Annotated in this window: 21 protein-coding genes and 1 pseudogene; 15 read left to right on the top strand and 7 right to left on the bottom strand. The window is 69.0% G+C overall.

The genetic code is table 11. From position 1 onward, the window contains the following. Nucleotides 1–167: 167 nt before the first annotated feature. The 3 genes from C1N74_RS07685 to C1N74_RS07695 form a co-directional block, all read right to left on the bottom strand. On the bottom strand, nt 168–347 hold the full coding sequence (locus C1N74_RS07685; RefSeq protein WP_137750295.1) for a hypothetical protein: 180 nt from the start codon (nt 345–347) through the stop codon (nt 168–170). 247 nt (nt 348–594) lie between these two features. Then, nucleotides 595–1,197, bottom strand: a complete 603-nt coding sequence (locus C1N74_RS07690) for a hypothetical protein (protein WP_137750296.1) — start codon at nt 1,195–1,197, stop codon at nt 595–597. Between the two features lie 9 nt (nt 1,198–1,206). Next, complete coding sequence (locus C1N74_RS07695; RefSeq protein ID WP_181405594.1) at nt 1,207–2,544, bottom strand: recombinase family protein; 1,338 nt, start codon at nt 2,542–2,544, stop codon at nt 1,207–1,209. Between the two features lie 20 nt (nt 2,545–2,564). Here C1N74_RS07695 and C1N74_RS16765 point away from each other — a divergent pair. From C1N74_RS16765 to C1N74_RS07710, 4 genes and pseudogenes are all read left to right on the top strand, one after another. Further along, nucleotides 2,565–2,726: pseudogene (locus tag C1N74_RS16765) on the top strand (DNA-processing protein DprA); the annotation flags it as partial. Between the two features lie 51 nt (nt 2,727–2,777). Next, nucleotides 2,778–3,011: a hypothetical protein gene (locus C1N74_RS16770; RefSeq protein WP_375538056.1), complete on the top strand. Its 234-nt coding sequence runs from the start codon at nt 2,778–2,780 to the stop codon at nt 3,009–3,011. Nucleotides 3,012–3,069: 58 nt separating this feature from the next. Next, nucleotides 3,070–3,981, top strand: coding sequence for a tyrosine recombinase XerC (locus C1N74_RS07705; protein WP_137750299.1), 912 nt, complete (start codon nt 3,070–3,072; stop codon nt 3,979–3,981). 80 nt (nt 3,982–4,061) lie between these two features. Then, complete coding sequence (locus C1N74_RS07710; RefSeq protein WP_088379915.1) at nt 4,062–4,634, top strand: DUF3060 domain-containing protein; 573 nt, start codon at nt 4,062–4,064, stop codon at nt 4,632–4,634. Nucleotides 4,635–4,637: 3 nt separating this feature from the next. On the opposite strand, the gene C1N74_RS07715 is transcribed toward C1N74_RS07710, so the two are convergent. Then, a complete protein-coding gene (locus tag C1N74_RS07715) occupies nt 4,638–5,156 on the bottom strand; it encodes a murein hydrolase activator EnvC (RefSeq protein ID WP_137750300.1) in 519 nt (172 codons plus the stop codon). Between the two features lie 277 nt (nt 5,157–5,433). Here C1N74_RS07715 and rpsB point away from each other — a divergent pair, with 277 nt between their 5' ends. The 9 genes from rpsB (at nt 5,434) to C1N74_RS07760 (ending at nt 11,982) form a co-directional block, all read left to right on the top strand. Beyond that, nucleotides 5,434–6,315 carry a 30S ribosomal protein S2 gene (gene rpsB, locus C1N74_RS07720; protein WP_088379916.1) on the top strand — a complete coding sequence of 294 codons (882 nt, stop codon included), beginning with the start codon at nt 5,434–5,436 and terminating at the stop codon, nt 6,313–6,315. 105 nt (nt 6,316–6,420) lie between these two features. Beyond that, nucleotides 6,421–7,248: a translation elongation factor Ts gene (gene tsf / locus C1N74_RS07725; RefSeq protein ID WP_137750301.1), complete on the top strand. Its 828-nt coding sequence runs from the start codon at nt 6,421–6,423 to the stop codon at nt 7,246–7,248. An 87-nt stretch (nt 7,249–7,335) separates the two neighbouring features. After that, nucleotides 7,336–8,055 (top strand): UMP kinase, encoded by a 720-nt coding sequence (pyrH, locus tag C1N74_RS07730; RefSeq protein ID WP_023950947.1) that lies wholly within the window; start codon nt 7,336–7,338, stop codon nt 8,053–8,055. Between the two features lie 54 nt (nt 8,056–8,109). Next, the gene (gene frr, locus C1N74_RS07735) at nt 8,110–8,664 is read left to right on the top strand and encodes a ribosome recycling factor (protein WP_064956632.1); all 555 of its coding nucleotides are present in this window, start codon (nt 8,110–8,112) and stop codon (nt 8,662–8,664) included. Between the two features lie 5 nt (nt 8,665–8,669). Next, nucleotides 8,670–9,680: a phosphatidate cytidylyltransferase gene (locus C1N74_RS07740; protein WP_064956631.1), complete on the top strand. Its 1,011-nt coding sequence runs from the start codon at nt 8,670–8,672 to the stop codon at nt 9,678–9,680. Beyond that, complete coding sequence (locus C1N74_RS07745; RefSeq protein WP_023950941.1) at nt 9,677–10,246, top strand: DivIVA domain-containing protein; 570 nt, start codon at nt 9,677–9,679, stop codon at nt 10,244–10,246. The genes C1N74_RS07740 and C1N74_RS07745 overlap by 4 nt, the downstream gene beginning before the upstream one ends. A gap of 63 nt (nt 10,247–10,309) precedes the next feature. Further along, on the top strand, nt 10,310–10,975 hold the full coding sequence (locus C1N74_RS07750; protein WP_071918146.1) for a transglycosylase SLT domain-containing protein: 666 nt from the start codon (nt 10,310–10,312) through the stop codon (nt 10,973–10,975). A gap of 9 nt (nt 10,976–10,984) precedes the next feature. Continuing rightward, complete coding sequence (locus tag C1N74_RS16630; protein ID WP_023950937.1) at nt 10,985–11,266, top strand: hypothetical protein; 282 nt, start codon at nt 10,985–10,987, stop codon at nt 11,264–11,266. Next, entirely contained in the window at nt 11,263–11,982 is a 720-nt protein-coding gene (locus C1N74_RS07760; protein WP_023950935.1) for an alpha/beta hydrolase, read from the top strand. The genes C1N74_RS16630 and C1N74_RS07760 overlap by 4 nt, the downstream gene beginning before the upstream one ends. Before the next feature lie 3 nt (nt 11,983–11,985). On the opposite strand, the gene C1N74_RS07765 is transcribed toward C1N74_RS07760, so the two are convergent. After that, nucleotides 11,986–13,056 (bottom strand): AI-2E family transporter, encoded by a 1,071-nt coding sequence (locus C1N74_RS07765; protein WP_023950933.1) that lies wholly within the window; start codon nt 13,054–13,056, stop codon nt 11,986–11,988. 155 nt (nt 13,057–13,211) lie between these two features. On the opposite strand from C1N74_RS07765, the gene C1N74_RS07770 reads away from it, so the two are divergent. Next, complete coding sequence (locus tag C1N74_RS07770; RefSeq protein WP_071918145.1) at nt 13,212–14,996, top strand: glycosyl transferase; 1,785 nt, start codon at nt 13,212–13,214, stop codon at nt 14,994–14,996. Continuing rightward, nucleotides 14,997–15,938 (top strand): tetratricopeptide repeat protein, encoded by a 942-nt coding sequence (locus tag C1N74_RS07775; protein ID WP_023950929.1) that lies wholly within the window; start codon nt 14,997–14,999, stop codon nt 15,936–15,938. A 63-nt stretch (nt 15,939–16,001) separates the two neighbouring features. Here C1N74_RS07775 and glgB read toward each other — a convergent pair whose 3' ends face one another. Beyond that, nucleotides 16,002–18,161 (bottom strand): 1,4-alpha-glucan branching protein GlgB, encoded by a 2,160-nt coding sequence (gene glgB, locus C1N74_RS07780; RefSeq protein WP_064956629.1) that lies wholly within the window; start codon nt 18,159–18,161, stop codon nt 16,002–16,004. After that, nucleotides 18,158–20,242 (bottom strand): alpha-1,4-glucan--maltose-1-phosphate maltosyltransferase, encoded by a 2,085-nt coding sequence (locus C1N74_RS07785; protein WP_137750303.1) that lies wholly within the window; start codon nt 20,240–20,242, stop codon nt 18,158–18,160. The genes glgB and C1N74_RS07785 overlap by 4 nt, the downstream gene beginning before the upstream one ends. Nucleotides 20,243–20,285: the final 43 nt, after the last annotated feature.

The following is a 20,285-nucleotide window of genomic DNA, read 5'->3' on the forward strand; positions in this document are numbered from 1 at the left end:
GAGTGTCACGATGAGCACTCTTGAGCTTCGCGCATGGGCCGCGCGCATCCGGTTCGCCGCCATCCGAACGAACCTCGACGGCCTGCGGAGACTGCGGGCGCTGAGGGCTCTGCGGTTCTAGGTTCCACTGTGTACTTGTTGGCTTTCGGTCCGGAGCCCCGCCGGGGTCACATTCCGACTTCCACAGCGACTTCGGCGAGCGTCGCAGGTCCGAAGACCAGCCCGTCCAGCGGGTGGCTGGCGTCGGCAAGCCCGTAGCTGTCGGCTTCCTCGTCGATCGTCACCAGAACGCGGTCCTTCGCTCGCGCGAAAGCACGCACGACGGTCGGTGAAAGCTTGGTGGTCACGTTGTCTCCTTCGGGAACGCGGAAAGTACGAGGCCCCGGGGCAGGGAGTCCCGGGGCCTCGTCATCGGGTAGTGGGAGAACAACCCGGCGACATGCTCAACCGTAGCGCTCCAACATGAGGTGTGCAACAAAAATACCCAGGTCAGAGGAACTTATTTAGTGCCGATACTCTTGCGTTGTCGCTCTGTGGAATCAGACTCCATGCGCGTGGCAGAAGCGTACGGAAGTTCGCGGGTGAGCAGACCAGCTAGGCCAGATCGCGTCCTGCCTTGTCGCTGCTATCCAGCGCACGGATGTATGAGCGTCCAACGCGCTCGAACTCTTTGATCCCCTCCGCGACGCGTTGATGCTTAGCCGTTCGCTCACGGGACGCCTCCTCGTACTGCCGCGCATACTCGTCTGCGGTCACGCGATCCCGCTCGGCTAGCTCGCTACCCTCGCCAGACGCACTTCTGCGGGCGTTGGCTTCCCAATGCTGTTTTCTATCGCGCGTAGAAGTGGTTCGCTCCTGCGCCCAGACAGCGCTACGCCACTCCATGGATAGCGCAAGCAGACGTACGTGGATGTCTTCGAGTCGAGCAGACTCCTGTAGTCGCGTCTTCATCGCTTCCACCAGGGCCTCCGCGTTCCCCACACTGGCGGGCACCGCGGGTAAGTCCGCTCCGCGACCGAGCAGGTGTTCCGCGGACTGGCAATCACCAAGCGCCGCCGCGAGGGCGTCACGCAGCTGATCCCGGTTTGCACGCGTGCGAGCGCGCGCCGGTTCCTTCCTCGCAAATCGGAACGTGAGGATGCTTACGAGGAGCGCGGCCAGGGCGATGGCTCCGGTGATGATGTCGGCGAGCGTCACGATCGCAGGCTAGCGTGGCTCGACTACGACTCGCCCCAACCCGCGGCCCTTCCCGACGACGATCATCAGCCGCGAGTCCATGAGGTCACGCCGCGAGTCCAGCGGCAGGCCGTCGAAATACGTCTCCCACGCGTCGAGGACTACCTCTACGTCCCGCGACCCGTCCGGCAACTCCTCCACCGCGTCCGGGTCTTCGAGGGCGTCGGCGAGCACTGTCAGGGCCTCCACGGTGAGGCGCTGGGTCGCGGACTCCACCCGGCTCCGCCCCAGCCGCTCCGCGACCTCCTCCGCCTCACGGGCAATCCGCACGAGTTCCCGCTCGACCTCCGCGAAGTCCACGCCCGGGAGTGCCCCCATGCGCGTCCACCGGGTCCGCTCATCCTCAAGCTCACTCAGGCGGCGTGCGAGTGGGGCGGGTGCGCCGACCGTTGCGGCCCCGGCGTTACGGATGAGTGCGGCGGCGAGGTGCGACTTCACGTGCGGTTCGAGGTCGCGCCTGTAGATGGTGGCATGCGCAGTGTCCGCACTGCACTTGTAGTAGACACTGATCGCTCGCATGAGCGCCCCGCACTCGCAGCGGGCGATGCCGCTCAGGAAGTGCTTCCGACCCGGGCCGGGGCTCGTGCGTCGGGCATCATCGGCGAGGAGGTCTTGAACCGCCTCCCATACGTCCCGATCCACGATCCGGGCGACGCTCGGGTGCGCCTCGAACCTCTGCCCCTTCCGGACGACCCAACCGGCGTATGAGGGGTTCGTCAGAATCTCCCGGACGCGCACCGGGGGCTTCCCGAACCGGGTCGCGATCGAGCGGAGGGAGTGCCCGGCGAGGATGTCGGCGTAAGCGCGCCGAACCAGTTCGGCCTCCTCGGGGCGCTCGATGACGTTCCCGGGCTCAAACCCGAAGCGCCGCTTACCCGGAACCGGGAGCCCGTTCGCCACGCGCGACTCATTGCCTCGAATCTGCCGCTCACCCTTGCGCCGCGCTTCGAACGACGCGAGCGACGTGAGGAGTTCGGCGCGAAAGCGGCCCTCTGCGGTGGTGAGGTCGAGGTCACCTTCAACGGTCGCGACCGTCTTCCCGGCATCGATGAGCGCGAGCAGGTCAGCCTGCCCGCGAAGCAGTCGGTCCATGTTGACGGCGACCACCACCTCGGCGGGGGAGTCGAGGAGCCGTTGCCATGCGGTGCCCACACCGCGAGACTTGAACGCGCTCACGGCGTTGTCCTCGAACTCGGCGACCACCGTCCACCCTCGGGAGTCCGCGAGGGCGCGGCATCGCGCGAGCTGTCGGCTGATCCCTTCCGCCTTGTCGATGGACTGCCGGACGTAGATCGCGCACGTTGTCACGTCTGTGATTCTGCCAGCGCAACCGGCTCATCGCCGCGCTCTCCGATGCCACCGTGGTGGTCGAGGCGGGGTGGCGGTCGGGTTCGTTGAACACCGCGGGCCACGCAGCGGCGCTCGGGCGGGCCCTCGGGGCAGTGCCGGGGCCGGTGACCTCGGCGGCTTCGGCAGGATGCCACCGGATCCTCCGCGAATACGACGGCCGGTGCATCACGAGCGCGGAAGACGTGCGGGAGATGCTCGGATGGTCGAATCAGGCCGGCCCAGCCGTGGCTGTCGAGGGCGACGGCCGTACAGACGATGCCACGAGGGTGCTCGACGCGTTGAGCACACGAACGCCCCGCCACGTCGCGGAGATCGCTCGGCGCTCCGGCGTGGCCGGCGAGGAGGTGAGCGCCTGGTTGGGGCTCCTCGCGCTCGACGGCCGAGTCGTGTCCGACGAGCGTGGGTGGCGTCGAACGGCGAGCTGAAGGTCGGCGGCCCGCGAGCCTGGCCCGGCGGCACCGGCGTATCGGTCATGCTGGCTGCATGCTCATCTCGGAGGCGGCGGAGGCGTATGCGGAGCATCTGCTGCGCGTCCGCAGGCTGTCGGAGAACACCGTCCGGGCCTACCGCAACGATCTCGTCGATCTGGCTGCGGCGTCGGGAGACATCGAGCTCGAAGAGGTGGACATCGAGGTGCTGCGTGACTGGGTCTGGCGCGCGAGCGAACGGGGCGACGCGCGCTCGACACTGGCCCGCCGAACCGCGACCGCGCGCGGCTTCTTCGCGTGGGCGACCGAGCGCGGCGCGATCGCCAGCGATCCCGCGCTGCGCCTCGCGTCGCCGAAGCGCGCGCGAACCCTGCCCAAGGTCGCGACCGCCCAGACGATGGCGGCGGTCCTGGACGATCTGCGGGTGCGGGCGGCCGACGGAGACCCGGTCCTCCTCCGCGACCACGCGATCCTCGAGCTGCTGTACGCGACGGGCATCCGCGTTTCCGAGCTGTGCGGGCTCGACCTGGACGACGTCGACAGCGCACGGCGCACGGCGCGCGTCACCGGCAAGGGCGATAAAGACCGGGTCGTTCCGGTGGGCGGTCCGGCATTCGACGCCGTGCAGGCGTACATGGTGCGCGGGCGCCCGGTGCTCGCGGCGCGCGCCGCGAGCGCCACGGGGGCGACCCGCGCGGTGTTCCTCGGCTCACGCGGAGGCCGGCTGACCCCGCGCGGCGTGTACGCGACGGTCTCGGAGAAGCTCGCCCCCGCACTCGGGGTGGATGCGGTCGGGCCGCACACCCTGCGACATTCCGCCGCGACGCATCTGCTGGATGGCGGCGCCGACCTGCGCGCCGTTCAGGAGATCCTCGGGCACGCAAGCCTCGGCACGACGCAGATCTACACGCACGTGTCGGGGGAGCGGCTCGCCGCCGCCTATCGCCAAGCTCATCCTCGGGCCTGACGGTGCGCCGTGCCGGAGCGTCGTAGCGTGGAGCCACCGGGCTCACCGTGAGGGACCGGGAACACCGTGAGGAGACGCGTATGAGAACGCCCGCCGTCGTCGTGGGGGCGATCGCGCTCGTCGCGATGCTGGCATCGTGCACACCGGCATCCTCGGACCAGCCCGACCGTATCGTCCGCCCCACCGCGCCCCGGACGGCACCCGCCCCCTCTCCCGTGTCACCGACGACCTCGGACGTGTCGCCGGGCGCGACGGCTCCCGCTGCGCCCGAGGCAGGTGAAGTCTCGTGTGTCGACGGCGTGCTCACGATCCGCGGAAACGACCTCGACGTCTCCTTCGCCGGCGAATGCGATCTGGTCCGGATCGAAGGCACCGCGCTCGACGTCGACCTGGAACGAGCGCGTATCGGCCGTGTGGTCGCGAGCGGCGATCGCCTCGAGATCGACCTCGGCTCCGTCGACTCGCTCGAGGTCACGGGGCAGTCCGCTGACGTCGATGCCGCCGTCGTCGGCGCTCTCGCCGTCGCGGGCGACCGGAACACCGTCGAGGCCGATGAGGTCGGCGCCGTGTCGGTGTCGGGCAACGACAACCGGGTCGAAGCCGACCGTCTCGGGGCGGTCACGCAGAGCGGCGACCGCAACGCGATCGGCTGACGCTCAGCAGCACGGCAAGAGGACCGGCCGTGCCAGGCCGGCGACCATGATGAGCGGGTTGATGTACTCCCCGTGGCGGCGGATGCCGAAATGGATGCCGTGGTCGCCGACATGACCACCGGTGGCCGCGGTGCCCACCGGCTCTCCGCGGGCCACCGCGGTTCCCGGCGCGAGCGTCGTCTCGACCGGCTCGAGGCTGGTCACCAGGCCGTCATCGTGATCGATCGTCACGACGGGCCGGCCCGCCACCGGGCCGGCGAAGGCGATCGTCCCGCCGGCCGGGGCGAGGACCTCGGCGTCCGGGCCCGACAGGTCGACGCCGCGGTGACCGGGCGCGTATTCGTGCGCGGGGGCTTCGAATCCACGGACGACCGTGGGCTGTCGGAGTGGCATCGTCCACCCCGACGGCGGGGCGGGAACGGCATCCGCATGGGTACCCGGGTCGGACCCGGGATCGCCGAGGAGGAGCAGGCTCACCACGACGAGAGCTGCGGCGAGGCTTCGGACGACACGGCGGATCATGTGCCGAGTCTCGAGCCCGTGCCGAGCGCGGACGGTGCGGAGAGCCGACACGTGGAGAAGCCGACCGCCGCGCGCCTCGGGGAGGAGCGGCTCACTGCTACACTGATCACCGCACCTCGCTCGTCGAGGTGACTACGCGTGCCCTGAGCGATCGGTTCTCCGATCGTGGCGCATCTTCCCCAGGTCTCCCGCTCCGGCGGCGAGCGGAAGTGCGTCGGGCGCCAGGAGTACCGGGCCGTCGGCCCGGCGAATCAACCGAAACAGAAGGAGAACGGCCATGGCCGTCGTCACCATTCGCCAGCTGCTCGACAGCGGCGTTCACTTCGGGCACCAGACCCGCCGCTGGAACCCGAAAGTCAAGCGCTTCATCCTGACCGAGCGCTCGGGCATCCACATCATCGACCTGCAGCAGTCGCTGTCGTACATCGACCGCGCCTACGAGTACGTCAAGGAGACGGTCGCCCACGGCGGCACGATCCTCTTCGTCGGCACCAAGAAGCAGGCGCAGGAAGTCATCGCCGAGCAGGCGACCCGCGTGGGGCAGCCCTACGTCAACCAGCGCTGGCTCGGTGGTCTGCTGACCAACTTCCAGACTGTCTCGAAGCGCCTCGCCCGCATGAAGGAGCTCGAGGAGCTCGACTTCGAGAACCCGGCTGCCAGCGGCTTCACCAAGAAGGAACTGCTGCTCAAGAAGCGCGAGCTCGACAAGCTGCACAAGTCGCTCGGCGGTATCCGCAACCTGCAGAAGACCCCGTCGGCCATCTGGGTCGTCGACGCCAAGCGCGAGCACCTCGCCATCGACGAGGCCAAGAAGCTCGGCATCCCCGTGATCGGCATCCTCGACACGAACGCCGACCCCGACGAGTTCCAGTACCCGATCCCCGGCAACGACGACGCGATCCGCTCGGTGAGCCTGCTCACGCGCATCATCGCCGACGCCGCGGCCGAGGGCCTCATCCAGCGTCACCAGCCGTCCGACGAGTCGGCCGAGGCCGAGCCCCTCGCCGATTGGGAGCGCGAGCTGCTCGAGAGCGCTCCGGCTGAGACCGCTGTGGTCGAGGGCGCTGCCGCCGAGGTCGCCGCGACCGAGACGCCCGCCGACGAGGCCGGCGCCGAGGCGCAGACCGAGACCGTCGCCGCCGAGGCCACCGAGAAGTAATCAGCGCGTCTTCCTGACCCGCTACGATCGGCGCGGCCGCGGCTGAGCCCGGCCGCGCCGATCGGCATCCACGAGATCTCCCACAGACAGAAGGAGCCGCCACTCATGGCAAACTTCACCATCGCCGACATCAAGGCTCTTCGCGAGCAGCTCGGCACCGGAATGGTCGACACCAAGAAGGCCCTCGAAGAGGCCGACGGCGACGTCGAGAAGGCCGTCGAGATCCTCCGCCTCAAGGGCGCGAAGGGCAACGCGAAGCGTGCCGACCGCTCCACGAGCGAGGGCCTCGTCGTCGCGCGCGAGCAGGACGGCAAGGTCACCCTCGTCGAGCTCGCCTGCGAGACCGACTTCGTCGCGAAGAACGACCGCTTCATCGCGCTGGCCGACAAGGTCGCCGACGCTGCTGCCGCCGCATCCGCCGACTCGGTCGAGGCCGCCCTCGCCGCCGACGCTTCGGGTCAGGCGATCGAGCAGCTCATCAACGATGAGGCCGCCATCATCGGCGAGAAGGTCGAGCTGCGCCGCGTGCGCACGCTGACCGGCGACGCGTTCGAGATCTACCTCCACAAGACGAGCAAGGACCTGCCCCCGCAGATCGGCGTCGTCGTGGCGTACTCCGGCTCGGACGCCGAGACGGCTCGCTCGATCGCGCAGCACATCTCGTTCGCGAACCCCAGCTACCTGTCGCGCGAGGACGTTCCCGAGGCCGACGTCGAGAAGGAGCGCGAGATCGTCACCGAGATCTCCCGCAACGAGGGCAAGCCCGAGGCTGCTCTGCCCAAGATCGTCGAGGGCCGCGTGGGCGCGTTCTTCAAGCAGGTCGCCCTGCTCGACCAGGACTACGCGAAGGACAACAAGCTGTCCGTCGCGCAGGTCGCGAAGGATGCCGGCATCACCATCACCGACTTCGCTCGGTTCAAGGTCGGCGCGTAATTGCCCGAAAGGCCCGCATCCTCGGATGCGGGCCTTTTCCATGCCCATCCGGGCGATACTCTGCAACACAGCGACGAGAGGGACACGATGAACGATGAGAAGACCGGGCGCCGTCGCGTCCTGCTGAAGCTTTCGGGCGAGGCGTTCGGGGGCGGCCAGCTGGGCGTCAACCCCGACGTCGTCGGTCAGATCGCCCGCGAGATCGCCGAGGCGGTCGACCGGGTCGAGGTCGCGATCGTCGTCGGCGGCGGGAATTTCTTCCGCGGAGCCGAACTGAGCCAGCGCGGTATGGACCGCGGCCGTGCCGACTACATGGGCATGCTCGGCACCGTCATGAACGCCCTCGCGCTGCAGGACTTCCTCGAGCAGGCGGGGGCTGCGACGCGTGTGCAGTCGGCCATCTCGATGACGCAGGTCGCCGAGCCCTACATCCCACGCCGCGCGGAGCGCCACATGGAGAAGGGGCGCGTCGTGATCTTCGGAGCCGGCGCGGGCCTGCCCTACTTCTCGACCGACACCGTCGCCGCCCAGCGCGCGCTCGAGATCAAGGCAGACGAGGTGCTCGTCGCCAAGAACGGCGTCGACGCGGTCTACACCGCCGACCCGAAGAAGGATCCGACGGCGCAGAAGATCGAGAGCATCACGTACGGCGAGGCGCTGCAGCGCGGGCTCAAGGTCGTGGATTCGACCGCCTTCAGCCTCTGCATGGACAACCGCATCGACATGCGCGTGTTCGGCATGGAGCCGGCCGGCAACGTCACCCGCGCCCTGCTGGGCGAGCGCATCGGCACGCTCGTCACCGTGTGAGCGGCATCCGCCCGCAGACTAGACTTGACCGGACGTACCGACGAATGGAGTGACGTGATCCCCGAGATCCTCGCTGACACGAAAGCCCGCATGGAACGCGCCGTCGAGGCGGCGAAGGAGGACTTCTCCACCGTGCGAACGGGGCGGGCCAACACGGCGCTGTTCCAGAAGATCCTCGTCGACTACTACGGGTCGCCGACTCCGCTCGCTCAGCTCGCCTCGCTGAACACGCCCGAGGCGCGGACGATCATCGTCACGCCCTACGACAAGTCGGCGCTGAAGGCGATCGAGCAGGCCATCCGCGACACCCCGAACCTGGGCGTGAACCCGACGAACGACGGCAACATCGTCCGCGTCACCATGCCCGAGCTCACCGAGGAGCGCCGCAAGGAGTACGTGAAGCTCGTCCGCTCGAAGGGCGAGGACCACAAGGTCCACCTCCGCGGCATCCGGCGCAAGTCGAAGGACGAACTCGACGGTCTCAAGAGCGAGGTCGGCGAGGACGAGCTCGTGCGCGCAGAGAAGGAGCTCGACGGGCTCACGCGCGCTCACGTCGACCTCATCGACGACGCGCTCAAGCGCAAAGAGGCCGAGCTCCTCGAGGTCTGAGACCGATGAGCGCACCCGGCGACGACGCCCCGTCTCGATCAGAGCGGGAGCGCTCCCGTTCGCGCGAGCACGGTGATTCGACGTTCCAGAATCAGGTGCGCGCCGCTCGGACGGAGTTCGAGCACCAGATCGGCAAGGCTCGCGCTGATTTCGAGCAGGCCAACGAGCGCATCAACGCGCGTACGGGGCGCAATCTGTTCGTGGCGATCCTGATCGGCATCGCGATCGGCGTCGTGGTCATCGGGTCGCTCATCTTCGTGAAGTGGGTCTTCGTCCTCTTCGCGATCCCTGTCGCTCTTCTCGGCGTGTTCGAACTGGTCCGGGCCCTGCAGGCCGCGGGCCGTCGGGTCGATGTCGTGCCGCAGCTCGTGGCCGGTGCCGCGGTCCTGGCGGCCGGCTTCCTCCTCGATGCCGGCACCCACTGGGTGGTCGTGTTCGCCGCCGTCGTGTCGGTCATCGTCTGGCGCCTCATGGCGCAGATGGTGAGCGTCGAGAGCCGCCGCTACGGGCAGGTGCTCAGCGACGTGCTCATCAGCGGCTTCGTGCAGCTCTACGTGCCCTTCCTCGGCAGTTTGCTGCTGATCCTCCTGCGTGAGGACGGCGGTGAGTTCTGGGTGCTCGCGATGATCGCGGTGGTGGTCGGTGCCGACACCGGCGCCTATGCGGCGGGCCTCGCGTTCGGCAAGCATCCCATGGCCCCGCGGATCAGCCCGAAGAAGACCTGGGAGGGCTTCGCGGGAGCGGGCGTCGTGGCCGTGCTCGTCGCGGTCGGCTTCGCCTGGCTGCTTCTGGGACTGCCCGCCTGGACGGGGGTGATCATCGGTCTGGTGATCCTCGGCTCCGCGACGGTGGGCGACCTGGCCGAATCGATGATCAAACGGGATCTCGGGATCAAAGACATGAGCTCGTGGCTGCCGGGCCACGGGGGAGTGCTCGACCGTCTCGATTCCATCCTGCCGTCCACCGTCGTCGCGCTCGTCCTGTTCCACGCTCTGTCCCCCCTGGTGATGTCATGACTTCGACCGAGAGTTCCCTGTCCGCGAGCCCGTTCCCCGAGGTGCACGGGCGCGCGAAGGGATACGACCGGGCCGCCGTCGACGCTTTCCTGCGTCGCGCTCGCGAGGCGTTCGAATCGTCGGACGAGGATGAACTCGACTCCGCCGCGATCCGCGCGACCGCATTTCCGCTCGTGCGCGGGGGATACGCCGTCGCGCCCGTCGATGCGGCGATCGGACGGATCGAGGATGCCTTTGCCGCACGGGAGCGGGAACGCGCCCTGTCGCGCGCCGGTGCCCGCGCGTGGGTCGGTCGCTCGCGGAATCTCGCTCAGGAGATCCTCGACCGGCTGTCTCGCCCCCAGCGCCGGCGGTTCGACCGCGTGAGCGTGCTGTCTTACGGCTACCGGATGGACGAGGTCGATCTCGTCGCGGACCGCATCGCGCGGTACCTCGAATCCGGCGAGCCCCTCACCGTGGAGCAGGTGCGCTCGGTGGCCTTCCGGATGCAGCGCGGTGGCTACCGCGAAGCGCAGGTGGACGCCGTGCTCGACGGGGTCGTGTCCGTCATCCTCGCCATCGGGTGAGTCTGATGGAGAGATGACCCTCGCCTCGCTAAACTCGAGGGCATTGTGACTTCTCGCTCGACTGTGACCCGACGCACGACGCGCACCCCGGTCGCGCGCGTCCCGTCGTCGTCGGCCCCCGCGCGCTGGTCGCGCCGGCGCGGAGTGTCCGCCGTCTTCGCGGCCGTCGCAGCGCTCGGCATGGCCGGCGGAGCCCTTGCCCCGCTCGGGACGGCGCTCGCGGCCGCGCAGGAGAGGCCGGTCGAGGTCGTCTCGCTGTGGGCCGATTCCCGCGGTGACGCTCAGGCGCTCGCAACCGACGCCGTGGCTCCCGCCCCGGCGCACCTCGACCGCAGCGGATTCACCGTCTACGTGGCGCCCAAGCCCACCCCGACGCCGACGCCGACCCCGACCCCGGTCGACGGTGAGAGCGCGGGGACGTCGCGATCCGCGCCGGTCATGTACAGCGGTGGCGGATCGTCGACCGACTGGCTGAGCGCCGCCGGCATCCCCGAGGGCGACTGGGGATACGTCGACTACATCGTCTCGCGCGAGAGCAGCTGGAACCCGAACGCCACGAACGCCTCGTCGGGCGCGTGCGGGCTGGTGCAGGCCTATCCCTGCAGCAAGGTCCCGGGCAGCGGATACGACCCCGTCGACAACCTCAGGTGGGCCAACGGCTACGCCGTGGGGCGCTACGGCAGCTGGAGCGAGGCGTACGCATTCTGGTCCAGCAACCACTGGTGGTGACGGCGCCCCATGCCCCGTTCCAACAGGCGACGGCCGGAGCCGCGCGATGACTCGCTCGAGCGGCTGCTGAGCGGCTGGAAGCGGTCGGAGACGCGTCGTGGCGTCGAATGGACCGTCCAACCCGTGTCGGCGGCGCAGGCGCAGAAGACCTACACGTGCCCCGGCTGCGGGCGTGACATCACGCCGGGGACGGCGCACGTGGTCGCCTGGCGCGCGGACGGCGTCCTGGGCGACGCCGCGGATCTGGCCGCGCGTCGGCATTGGCATTCAGCATGTTGGAGGATCGCATGAGCTTCGAGATCCGTGGACCCGTTCAGCTCCCGGCGCGGCGCGAGGACATCGAGCTGCACACGCTCGACGACCTGACGCTGGTAGGTGAGCTCGCGCTGCCGCAGGACCGCGACCCGGTCGCGACGCTGGTCACGCTGCATCCGCTCCCGACAGCGGGCGGCTTCATGGACTCGCACATCCTGCGCAAGGCTGCGGGCCGGCTCCCGGCCCTCGCCGACCTGGCGGTGCTGCGTTTCAATACGCGCGGGACCACCTCGCCGCGTGGCACGAGCGAGGGTGCATTCGAGGGCGGTGTCGGCGAGGTCTTCGATGTCGCCGCCGCGATGGCCTTCGTGCGCGAGCGGGGACTGCCCCGACCCTGGCTCGTCGGCTGGTCGTTCGGCACGGAACTCGCCCTCAAGTACGGGCGCGACCATGACATCGAGGGCGTGATCCTGCTCTCGCCGCCGTTGCACCGCGCCACCGCCGACGAGGTCGCTGCCTGGGCCGACGATGAGCGACACGTCGTGATCGTCGTGCCCGAGTTCGACGACTACCTCAGGCCGGCCGAAGCGCGCGAGCGATTCGCGGCGATCCCGCACGCCACCCTCATCGCGGTCGAGGGCGGGAAGCATCTGTGGGTGGGGGAGAATCAGACCCGTCGCGTCCTCACCGAGATCGTCGCCGCCGTGAACCCCGACGCCCTGCCGCTCGCGGAGGAGTGGGACGACGACTGATCGTCAGCGTTCGTTCTGCCGCGGGATGACGACCTGACGGTAGATGATCAGGATGCTGGCTGCCACCGGGATCGCCACGAGCGCTCCGAGGAGCTGCCCCAGCGCAGCTCCGGCCAAGGCCGCGATGACCACGACGGCACCGGGGATCGAGACCGCCCGATTCATGATGCGCGGAGAGATGAAGTACGCCTCGACCTGCATGTAGACGAGGTACCAGATCGCCGCCCACAGCGCCGTCTGGGGCTCGGAAAGCCCAGGGATCAGACAGGTCAGCACGATGATCGCCGAGCCGGTGAGGGTTCCCACGAGCGGGATGAGCGAGAAGAAGAAGGCGATGACCGCGAGCACGGCGGGGAACGGCGCCCCGATCACGCTCAGGAAGATCGCGCTGAGCACACCGTTGATGACGCCGAGGGACACCTGGCCCATGACGTAGAAGCCGACGGATGCGGTGATCTGCTCGGCGAGGTCGATGAAACGCGGACGCCGCGATGCCGGGACGAGCTGATAGACCGCGGCCTTCAGGTTGGGCGTCGATGCCGTGAAGTAGATCGTCAGGATCAGCACGATGACGGCGCCCGTGAAGCCGCTGATGATCCCGCCGCCGATGAGGATGATCGACCCGGTGATGGACCCGCCGATCGCCCCGATGTCGAGCGAGTTGTACCAGTCGGAGAGGTACTGGAAGAGCTCGTCGACGTTCAGCTGCGGGAACGTGACGGTCAGCCAGTCCTTGACGGCGTTGACCGGGTCCCAGTTGCCGTTGGTGACGAGATCCTGGATGGCCGCGACGAGCTGGCTGATCTGCGACACGATGATCGGCACGACCATCAGGATGATGCCGGCGAAGGCGGCGAGGAGTGCGGCGAACGTGATGAGGAGCGCGGCCCAGCGCGGCAGTCGTCGTCGCTCGAGCCAGGACACCACGGGATCGAGACCCAGCGCGAGGAAGAGGGCGGTGCCGACATAGAGGAGGATCGTCGAGAGGGTCTGGATCCCCCCGATGATCACGATGCCGACGCCGACGCCGAGGGTGGCGATCAGCGCGGTGCGAAACGGGTTCTGGATCTTCACGAACGCCTCCGGGGTCGAATCACCTCACTTTACGATCCGTGCAGGGTTTCGGCGGGAGGCGCCCCTTTCACGACCTTTTCAGGTCGTTTTCGATACTCTGGAACGTCGATCAAGCGTTCGGTGGTCCCGTTCCGGATGTGGAGAGGTGTTTCTTCGTGCGTTTCGTGTGGGCTGTTGTCGCGTTCGTCCTGGCGACCGTCATGATCGGTGCGGGCATCGCGCAGCGTACGATCCTGCGCGGACCCGAGAGCGTGACCGAGTCGGTGACAGTGGCCGCGGACGCGCCGTTCACGCTGATCGACGGGTCCGTCCTGACATCGCGGCCGGGAGCCCAGTCGCTGAGCGTGCAGGGTTCCGGCACCGTCTTCGCCGCGTACGGCCGGACCTCCGACGTGACCGCGTGGCTCGCGCGCACGGACTACACGCGGCTCGGCGTCGACGAGGAGGGCGCCATCACGACGACCGACGTCGCCGCTGCTTCCGCGCCCTCGCCGAGTGCGGACGGCACCGTCCCCGCGATGCCGTCACCCGTCGGTTCGGACCTGTGGCTCGAGGAGTTCCAGCGCGACGACGCACTGACGACCTCGTTGCAGCTGCCGGAGGACATGAGCGTCCTCATCGCGTCGGACGGTACGGCCGCCGCGCCCGCCGACATCCAGGTGACCTGGCCCATCGAGTCGAACACGCCGTGGGCCGGCCCGCTCATCGTCGGTGGCGGGATCCTCCTCGCCTTCGGCATCGTCATGTACGCGCTCGGCTGGCGTCACCTGCGCCGGTCGCGCGGTCCGCGACGGAAGGGCCTCCCCATGACCGCCACGCAGCCCATCGACCTCACCGTGGAGGACGAGGCGAAGGGCGTCATCTCGTCGACGCCGCCGCGCCGACGACTCACCCGCGGCCGGCAGGCGCTGCTCGCCCTCCCGCTCGTGTCGGTCGTCGCGCTGTCCGGGTGTTCCGCGGACGCCTGGCCCCAGCTCGCGCCGAGCCCGACGCCCTCTCCCACCGCGACGGTCGTGGCGGATCCCGACCAGGCGCCACCCGCCGTGACCCAGCAGCAGGCGGAGCGCATTCTGACCCGCATCGCCGAGGACGTCTCGACGGCCGACGCGAGTGCCGACGCCGCGCTGGCGGCGACGCGCCTCGCCGGACCCGCTCTCGCGGAGCGCGAGACCAACTACACCCTGCGGTCGAAGATCGCGGATCGGGCGCCATTGCCTCCCGTTCCGGCCGAGCCGCTCGAGATCCTCTTGCCGGAGACCTTCGACAAGTGGCCTCGGACCTTCCTCGCGGTCGTCGACGGCGGCGAAGGCGCGTCGGACACGATCATGACGGTCAGCCAGCAGGACCCGTGGTCCAACTACAAGCTCGGCTACATCGCGGAGCTGGCAACCGACTCGTTCCCGGAGCTCGCGCCGGCCTACCTCGGCGCTGCGCAAGTCGCACCCGATTCGCCGTTCCTCGTGCTGCCGCCGAAGGATCTCGCCGCGGCGTATGCGGACCTGCTCACCAACGGTGACGCGAGCCCGTACGCCCGACTCTTCGAGGCGGAGGGGGATGCCTTCCGCTCGGGCGTCGCGTCGAACCGCGAGCAGATCGTCAACGACTTCAATCAGACCGGTGCCGAGACGGGAACGGTCTCCTTCACGACGCAGGCCGGCACGCAGGCGCCCATCGCCTTGCAGACGCTCGAGAGCGGCGCGGTCGTCGCGGTGACGATCACCGAGGACCACACGTTCACGCCGAGCAATCCCGACGCCGTCATCAACGTCCCCGACACCAACCCCGTGGCCAGCGCCCTGACCGGCGTGTCGCAGTCCTCGACCGGCTTCACCACAACCTACGCCGACCAGCTGTTCTTCTTCGTGCCCGGTGCGGGCTCGTCCGAGCCGATCCAGTTCCTCGGCTACCGTTCCAATGTCCTCTCAGCGAAGGTTGTCTGAATGAGCGATCCGTCTCCCAGTGCCGTGCTCCGCGGAGCCCTCGATCTGTCGTCGCTGCGTCATCGTCCTGCGGCGCCTGCTCCGGCCGGCGCCGCCGCCGAGCAGCCGGCGGGCGGCGGTTCGCGTCTGATCTTCGACGTGACCGACCAGACGTTCGGCGAAGTTCTGGAGCTCTCGCGGACCGTCCCGGTCGTCGTCGATCTCTGGGCGGAGTGGTGTGGGCCGTGCAAGCAGCTGAGCCCGGTCCTCGAGAAGGTCGTCACGGAGCTCGCCGGTCGGGTGGTCCTGGCGAAGGTGGACGTCGACGCGAACCCGCAGCTGGCGCAGGGGTTCCGGGCCCAGTCCATTCCCATGGTCGTCGCGCTCGTCGCCGGCCAGCCCGTGCCGCTGTTCACCGGCGCCGTTCCCGAGCAGCAGGTACGCGAAGTGTTCGCGCAGCTGCTGCAGCTCGCCGCCCAGCACGGTGTGACCGGCACCGTTCCGGCGGACGAGGGAACGGAGTCGGCTGAAGAGAACGCCGAGGCCCCGCTGCCCCCGCTGCACGCCGAGGCCTATGCCGCGATCGAGGCCGGCGACTACCCGCGCGCCATCAGCGCCTACGAGCGCGCGCTCGCGGAGAACCCCCGCGATGCCGACGCCCAGGCCGGGCTCGGGCAGGTGAAGCTGCTCGATCGCGTGCAGGGGCTCGATCTCGGAGAGGCGCGCGCCGCCGCGGCATCCGCTCCGCTGGACGTCGAGGCGCAGCTTCGCGTCGCCGACCTCGACGTTGCCGGCGGGCACGTCGATGATGCCTTCGGGCGACTGCTGGATCTCTTCGCAGCGGTCGACGGTGAGGCTCGGGCTACGGTGCGCGATCGGCTTCTCGAGCTTTTCGGGCTCGTGGGAGACGGCGACCCGCGCGTTCTCGCCGCGCGTCGCCGTCTGACCTCGTTGATGTTCTGACGCCGACGACACGGGCCCGGGGCCGTCACCATCGTGACATGCCCCGGGCCCGCCGCGTTGGTGTCAGCTCTCCGAGACTGCGGGCACCTCTTCGGAGGCGTGGTGCAGCCACAGCACACCGAGTGGCGGAATGACCATCGTCGCGCGTCCGTCGGACGCGTGCACGGTTCCGAAGTTGCCGACACCCGAGCCGCCGTACTCCTCGGCGTCACTGTTGAGGACCTCGCGCCACGCGCCGTCCGCGGGCAGCTCGAGCGTGTAGTCGTGCAGCGGGACTCCCGAGAAGTTGCAGATCACGGCCACGGTGTTCCCGTGGTGGTCGCGGCGCGCGAACGCCATGACGTTGGGGTTCCAGTTCGGCGCACCCAGGCGAGAGAAGGCCTCGCCGTCCGAATCGCGTGACCACAGGGCCGACTGCTCGCGGTAGGTGCGGTTCATGTCCGCGACGAACGCGTGCAGGCCGCGATGGGCCGGCTGGTCGAGCATCCACCAGTCGAGCTCGCGCGACTCGGACCATTCCGACATCTGCCCGAACTCCTGCCCCATGAACAGCAGCTGCTTTCCCGGGTGGCCCCACATGTACGCCAGGTAGGCGCGCATGTTGGCGAGCTTCTGCCAGTGATCGCCGGGCATGCGCGTGAACAGGCTGCCCTTCCCGTGCACGACCTCGTCGTGGCTGATCGGCAGGACGAAGTTCTCGCTGAAGGCGTAGACGAACGAGAACGACAGCTCGCCCTCGTGGTGCCCGCGATACATCGGGTCCCGCTTGATGTACTGGAGCGAGTCGTTCATCCAGCCCATGTTCCACTTGAACCCGAAGCCGAGGCCGCCCCACTCGGTGGGAGCAGTCACGCCCGGGAAGCTCGTGGATTCCTCGGCGATCATAGCGATGCCGGGATAGCGCTTGTAGGCCGTCGCATTGACCTCTTGGAGGAACGAGATCGCCTCGAGGTTCTCGCGCCCGCCGTGGACGTTCGGCTCCCACTGGCCCTCCTCGCGCGAGTAGTCGAGGTAGAGCATGGAGGCGACCGCATCGACCCGGAGGCCGTCGACGTGGAACTCCTCGAACCAGTAGAGCGCGTTCGCGACCAGGAAGTTCCGCACCTCGTTGCGGCCGTAGTCGAAGATCAGCGTTCCCCAGTCGCGGTGCTCGCCGCGGCGCGGATCCGGGTGCTCGTAGAGCGGCTGGCCGTCGAAGCGCGCGAGGGCGAAGGCGTCCTTCGGGAAGTGGCCCGGGACCCAGTCCATGATGACGCCGATGTCCGCCTGGTGCAGCCGGTCGATGAGGTAGCGCAGGTCGTCCGGCGACCCGAAGCGGCTGGTCGGGGAGTAGTAACCCGAGACCTGGTACCCCCACGAGCCGCCGAACGGATGCTCGGCCAGCGGGAGGAACTCGACATGGGTGAAGCCCTGCGCGCGGACGTAGTCGATGAGCTGATCGGCCGCCTCGCGGTAGCCGAGGCCGGACCGCCAGGAGCCTAGATGCACCTCGTAGACGGACATCGGCTGCGAGATGGGCGTCGAGGTGCCGCGGCGCTCAAGCCACGCGGCATCCTCCCACTCGTATGCGCTCTCAGCGACGATCGAGGCCGTCGCGGGAGGGACCTCCGACTGCCGCGCCATCGGGTCGGCCTTGTCGATCCACGCGCCGTCATCGGTCAGGATCTGGAACTTGTAGACCGTGCCGGCCGGCAGTCCCGGAACAAAGAGCTCCCAGACGCCGGAGTCTCCCATCGATCGCAGCGCGTGGCCCTGGCCGTCCCAGCCGTTGAAGTCTCCGATCACGCGGACTGCGCGTGCGTTGGGCGCCCAGACCGTGAACGAGACGCCGGGGACGCCGTTGTGCAGACGCACATGGGCGCCGAGCACTCGCCACAGCTCCTCGTGACGGCCCTCGCGGATGAGGTGCAGATCGAGCTCGCCGATAGTCGGGAGGTGACGGTACGGGTCGTCGGCCACCCACGCCGGCGCGTCGTCGTAGGTCGCGACCACGCGATAGGCCTCGGGGCGTGCGTCGAGGGCCGCCTCCCACACTCCGCCGCGGAGGTGGCGGAACGACGCCTCCGGCTGATTCGCGAACACGGCCGTGACCGTGCGCGCAAGGGGACGCCGGACGCGGATCACCCAGCCGTCGGCCGCCTGATGGGCGCCGAGGACATCGTGCGGCGCGTGGTACGAGCCGGTGGCGACCGAGTCGAGGACGTGGTCTGCGGGGGCGTTCATCGGCGTTCCTTCACGTGGAGGATGTGCACGGGTTCGACGAAGGCGTCGAGGCGCACATAGTTGTGGTCGTTCCAGGTCCAGACTGATCCGGTGAGCAGGTCTTCCACCTCGTACTCATCGCCCGGCGCGACGCCCCAGACCGAGGTGTCGAGATGCACGGTCGTCTCGCGCGCGGAGTGAGGATCGACGTTGACGACGACCAGGATCGTGTCGGCCGCACCGTCGGCCGTCAGCGCGGCGGGCAGGTGCTTCGAGAAGACCACCACGGCGTCGTCGTCGGACCAGTGGAACGAGAGGTTTCGCAGCTGCCGTAGTGCAGGATGGGCCCGGCGGATCTCGTTCAGGCGGGTGAGGAACGGCGCGAGCGATTCGCCGCGCGCTTCGGCATCCGCCCAGTCGCGGAACTTGTACTCGTACTTCTCGTTGTCGATGTTCTCTTCCGAGCCGGGCCGGGCGACGTTCTCGACGAGTTCGTATCCCGCGTACACCCCGTACGAGGCGCCGGCGGTCGCGGCGATGGCGGCGCGGATCTTGTAGGCGGGGCGTCCGCCGTACTGCAGGTACTCCGTGAGGATGTCGGGGGTGTTCACGAAGAGGTTCGGGCGCATGAAGTCCGCCGTGTCGTGAGCCACGGAGGTGAGGAACTCCTCGAGCTCCTCCTTGGTGTTCCGCCAGGTGAAGTACGAGTAGCTCTGCTGGAATCCGGACATCGCGAGGCCCTGCATGGGAGCGGGGCGGGTGAACGCCTCCGCGAGGAAGACGACCCCGGGGGTCTCGTCTGCGATGGTCGCGATGAGCCACTCCCAGAACTGCAGCGGCTTGGTGTGCGGGTTGTCGACGCGGAAGATCCGAACGCCCTGGGCGATCCAGTGCCGGACGACGCGCAGGACCTCGGCGCGGATGCCCGCGGGGTCGTTGTCGAAGTTGACCGGGTAGATGTCCTGGTACTTCTTCGGCGGGTTCTCGGCGTACGCGATCGATCCGTCGGGGAGGGTCGTGAACCACTCGGGGTGCTCGGCGACCCAGGGGTGGTCGGGGGAAGCCTGCAGCGCGAGGTCGAGCGCGACCTCCAGACCGGCTTCGGAGGCCGCGGCGAGGAAGCCGCGGAAGTCCTCGAGCGTCCCCAGGTCGGGATGCACGGCGTCGTGACCGCCCTCGGGGCCGCCGATGGCCCAGGGCGACCCGGGGTCGCCGGGACCGGCCGTCAGGGTGTTGTTGGGGCCCTTGCGGTGGGTGCGCCCGATCGGGTGGATCGGGGGGAGGTAGAGGACGTCGAATCCCATCGCGGCGACCGCGAGCAACCGGTCGCGTGCGGTGACGAAGGTGCCGCTGCGCACGGTACCGTCGGGGAGCCGCTCGGCGCCCTCCGACCGCGGGAAGAACTCGTACCAGGCGCCGACTCCGGCGCGCTCGCGCTCGACGAGCAGCTCGTGCTCGTCGCCGACGGTGACGAGGGACTGCACCGGGCGGTCGGCGAAGATGTTCGCGAGATCGGCGCTGCGGACGACCGCGAGCGCATCGACCGCATCGGCGGCGGCATCCCGGAGTCGCACGACGGCCTTGTCGAGGAGGCGACGCTCGGCCGCGGGACGGGTCTTGTCAGCGGCGGCGCGCGAGAGCAGCACAGCCCCGGCTTCTCGCATGAGGGCGACGTCGACACCGGCCGCGATCTTGATGGCGGCCGCGTGCTGCCACGTGGCGAAGTCGTCGCCGAACGCTTCGTAGCGGAACCGCCACACGCCTTCCGCGAGAGGGGCGATGAGGACGGACCATCGGTCGAACCCGTCGTTGAGGGGAGTCAGGCGGTGCAACGACTCTCGCCCATCGGGCGAGAACAGTCGCAGATGCACGCCGATCGAGTCGTGGCCTTCGCGGAACGCCGTGACGCGGAACGGCACGGCTTCGCCGCTGAAGGCCGAGGGGCGGAACCGGTCGCCGGGAACCGAGGGGGCCGGTCGCTGGAGCGGGATGCGTCCGGTGACCGTGTCGCCGGCAGACGGGAGCGGCTCGACGGTCCGGCGGGGGATCTCGGCGGTGCTGCGGAACGGGGCGGGTGAGGTCGTGCGCGTCGTTGATGCCACGGCTCGAACCTATCGCGGTGCGCGAGTTCGAAAAACGGGCTTG

It is taken from the genome of Microbacterium sp. SGAir0570 (assembly GCF_005491085.2).
Classification (GTDB): domain Bacteria; phylum Actinomycetota; class Actinomycetes; order Actinomycetales; family Microbacteriaceae; genus Microbacterium; species Microbacterium arborescens.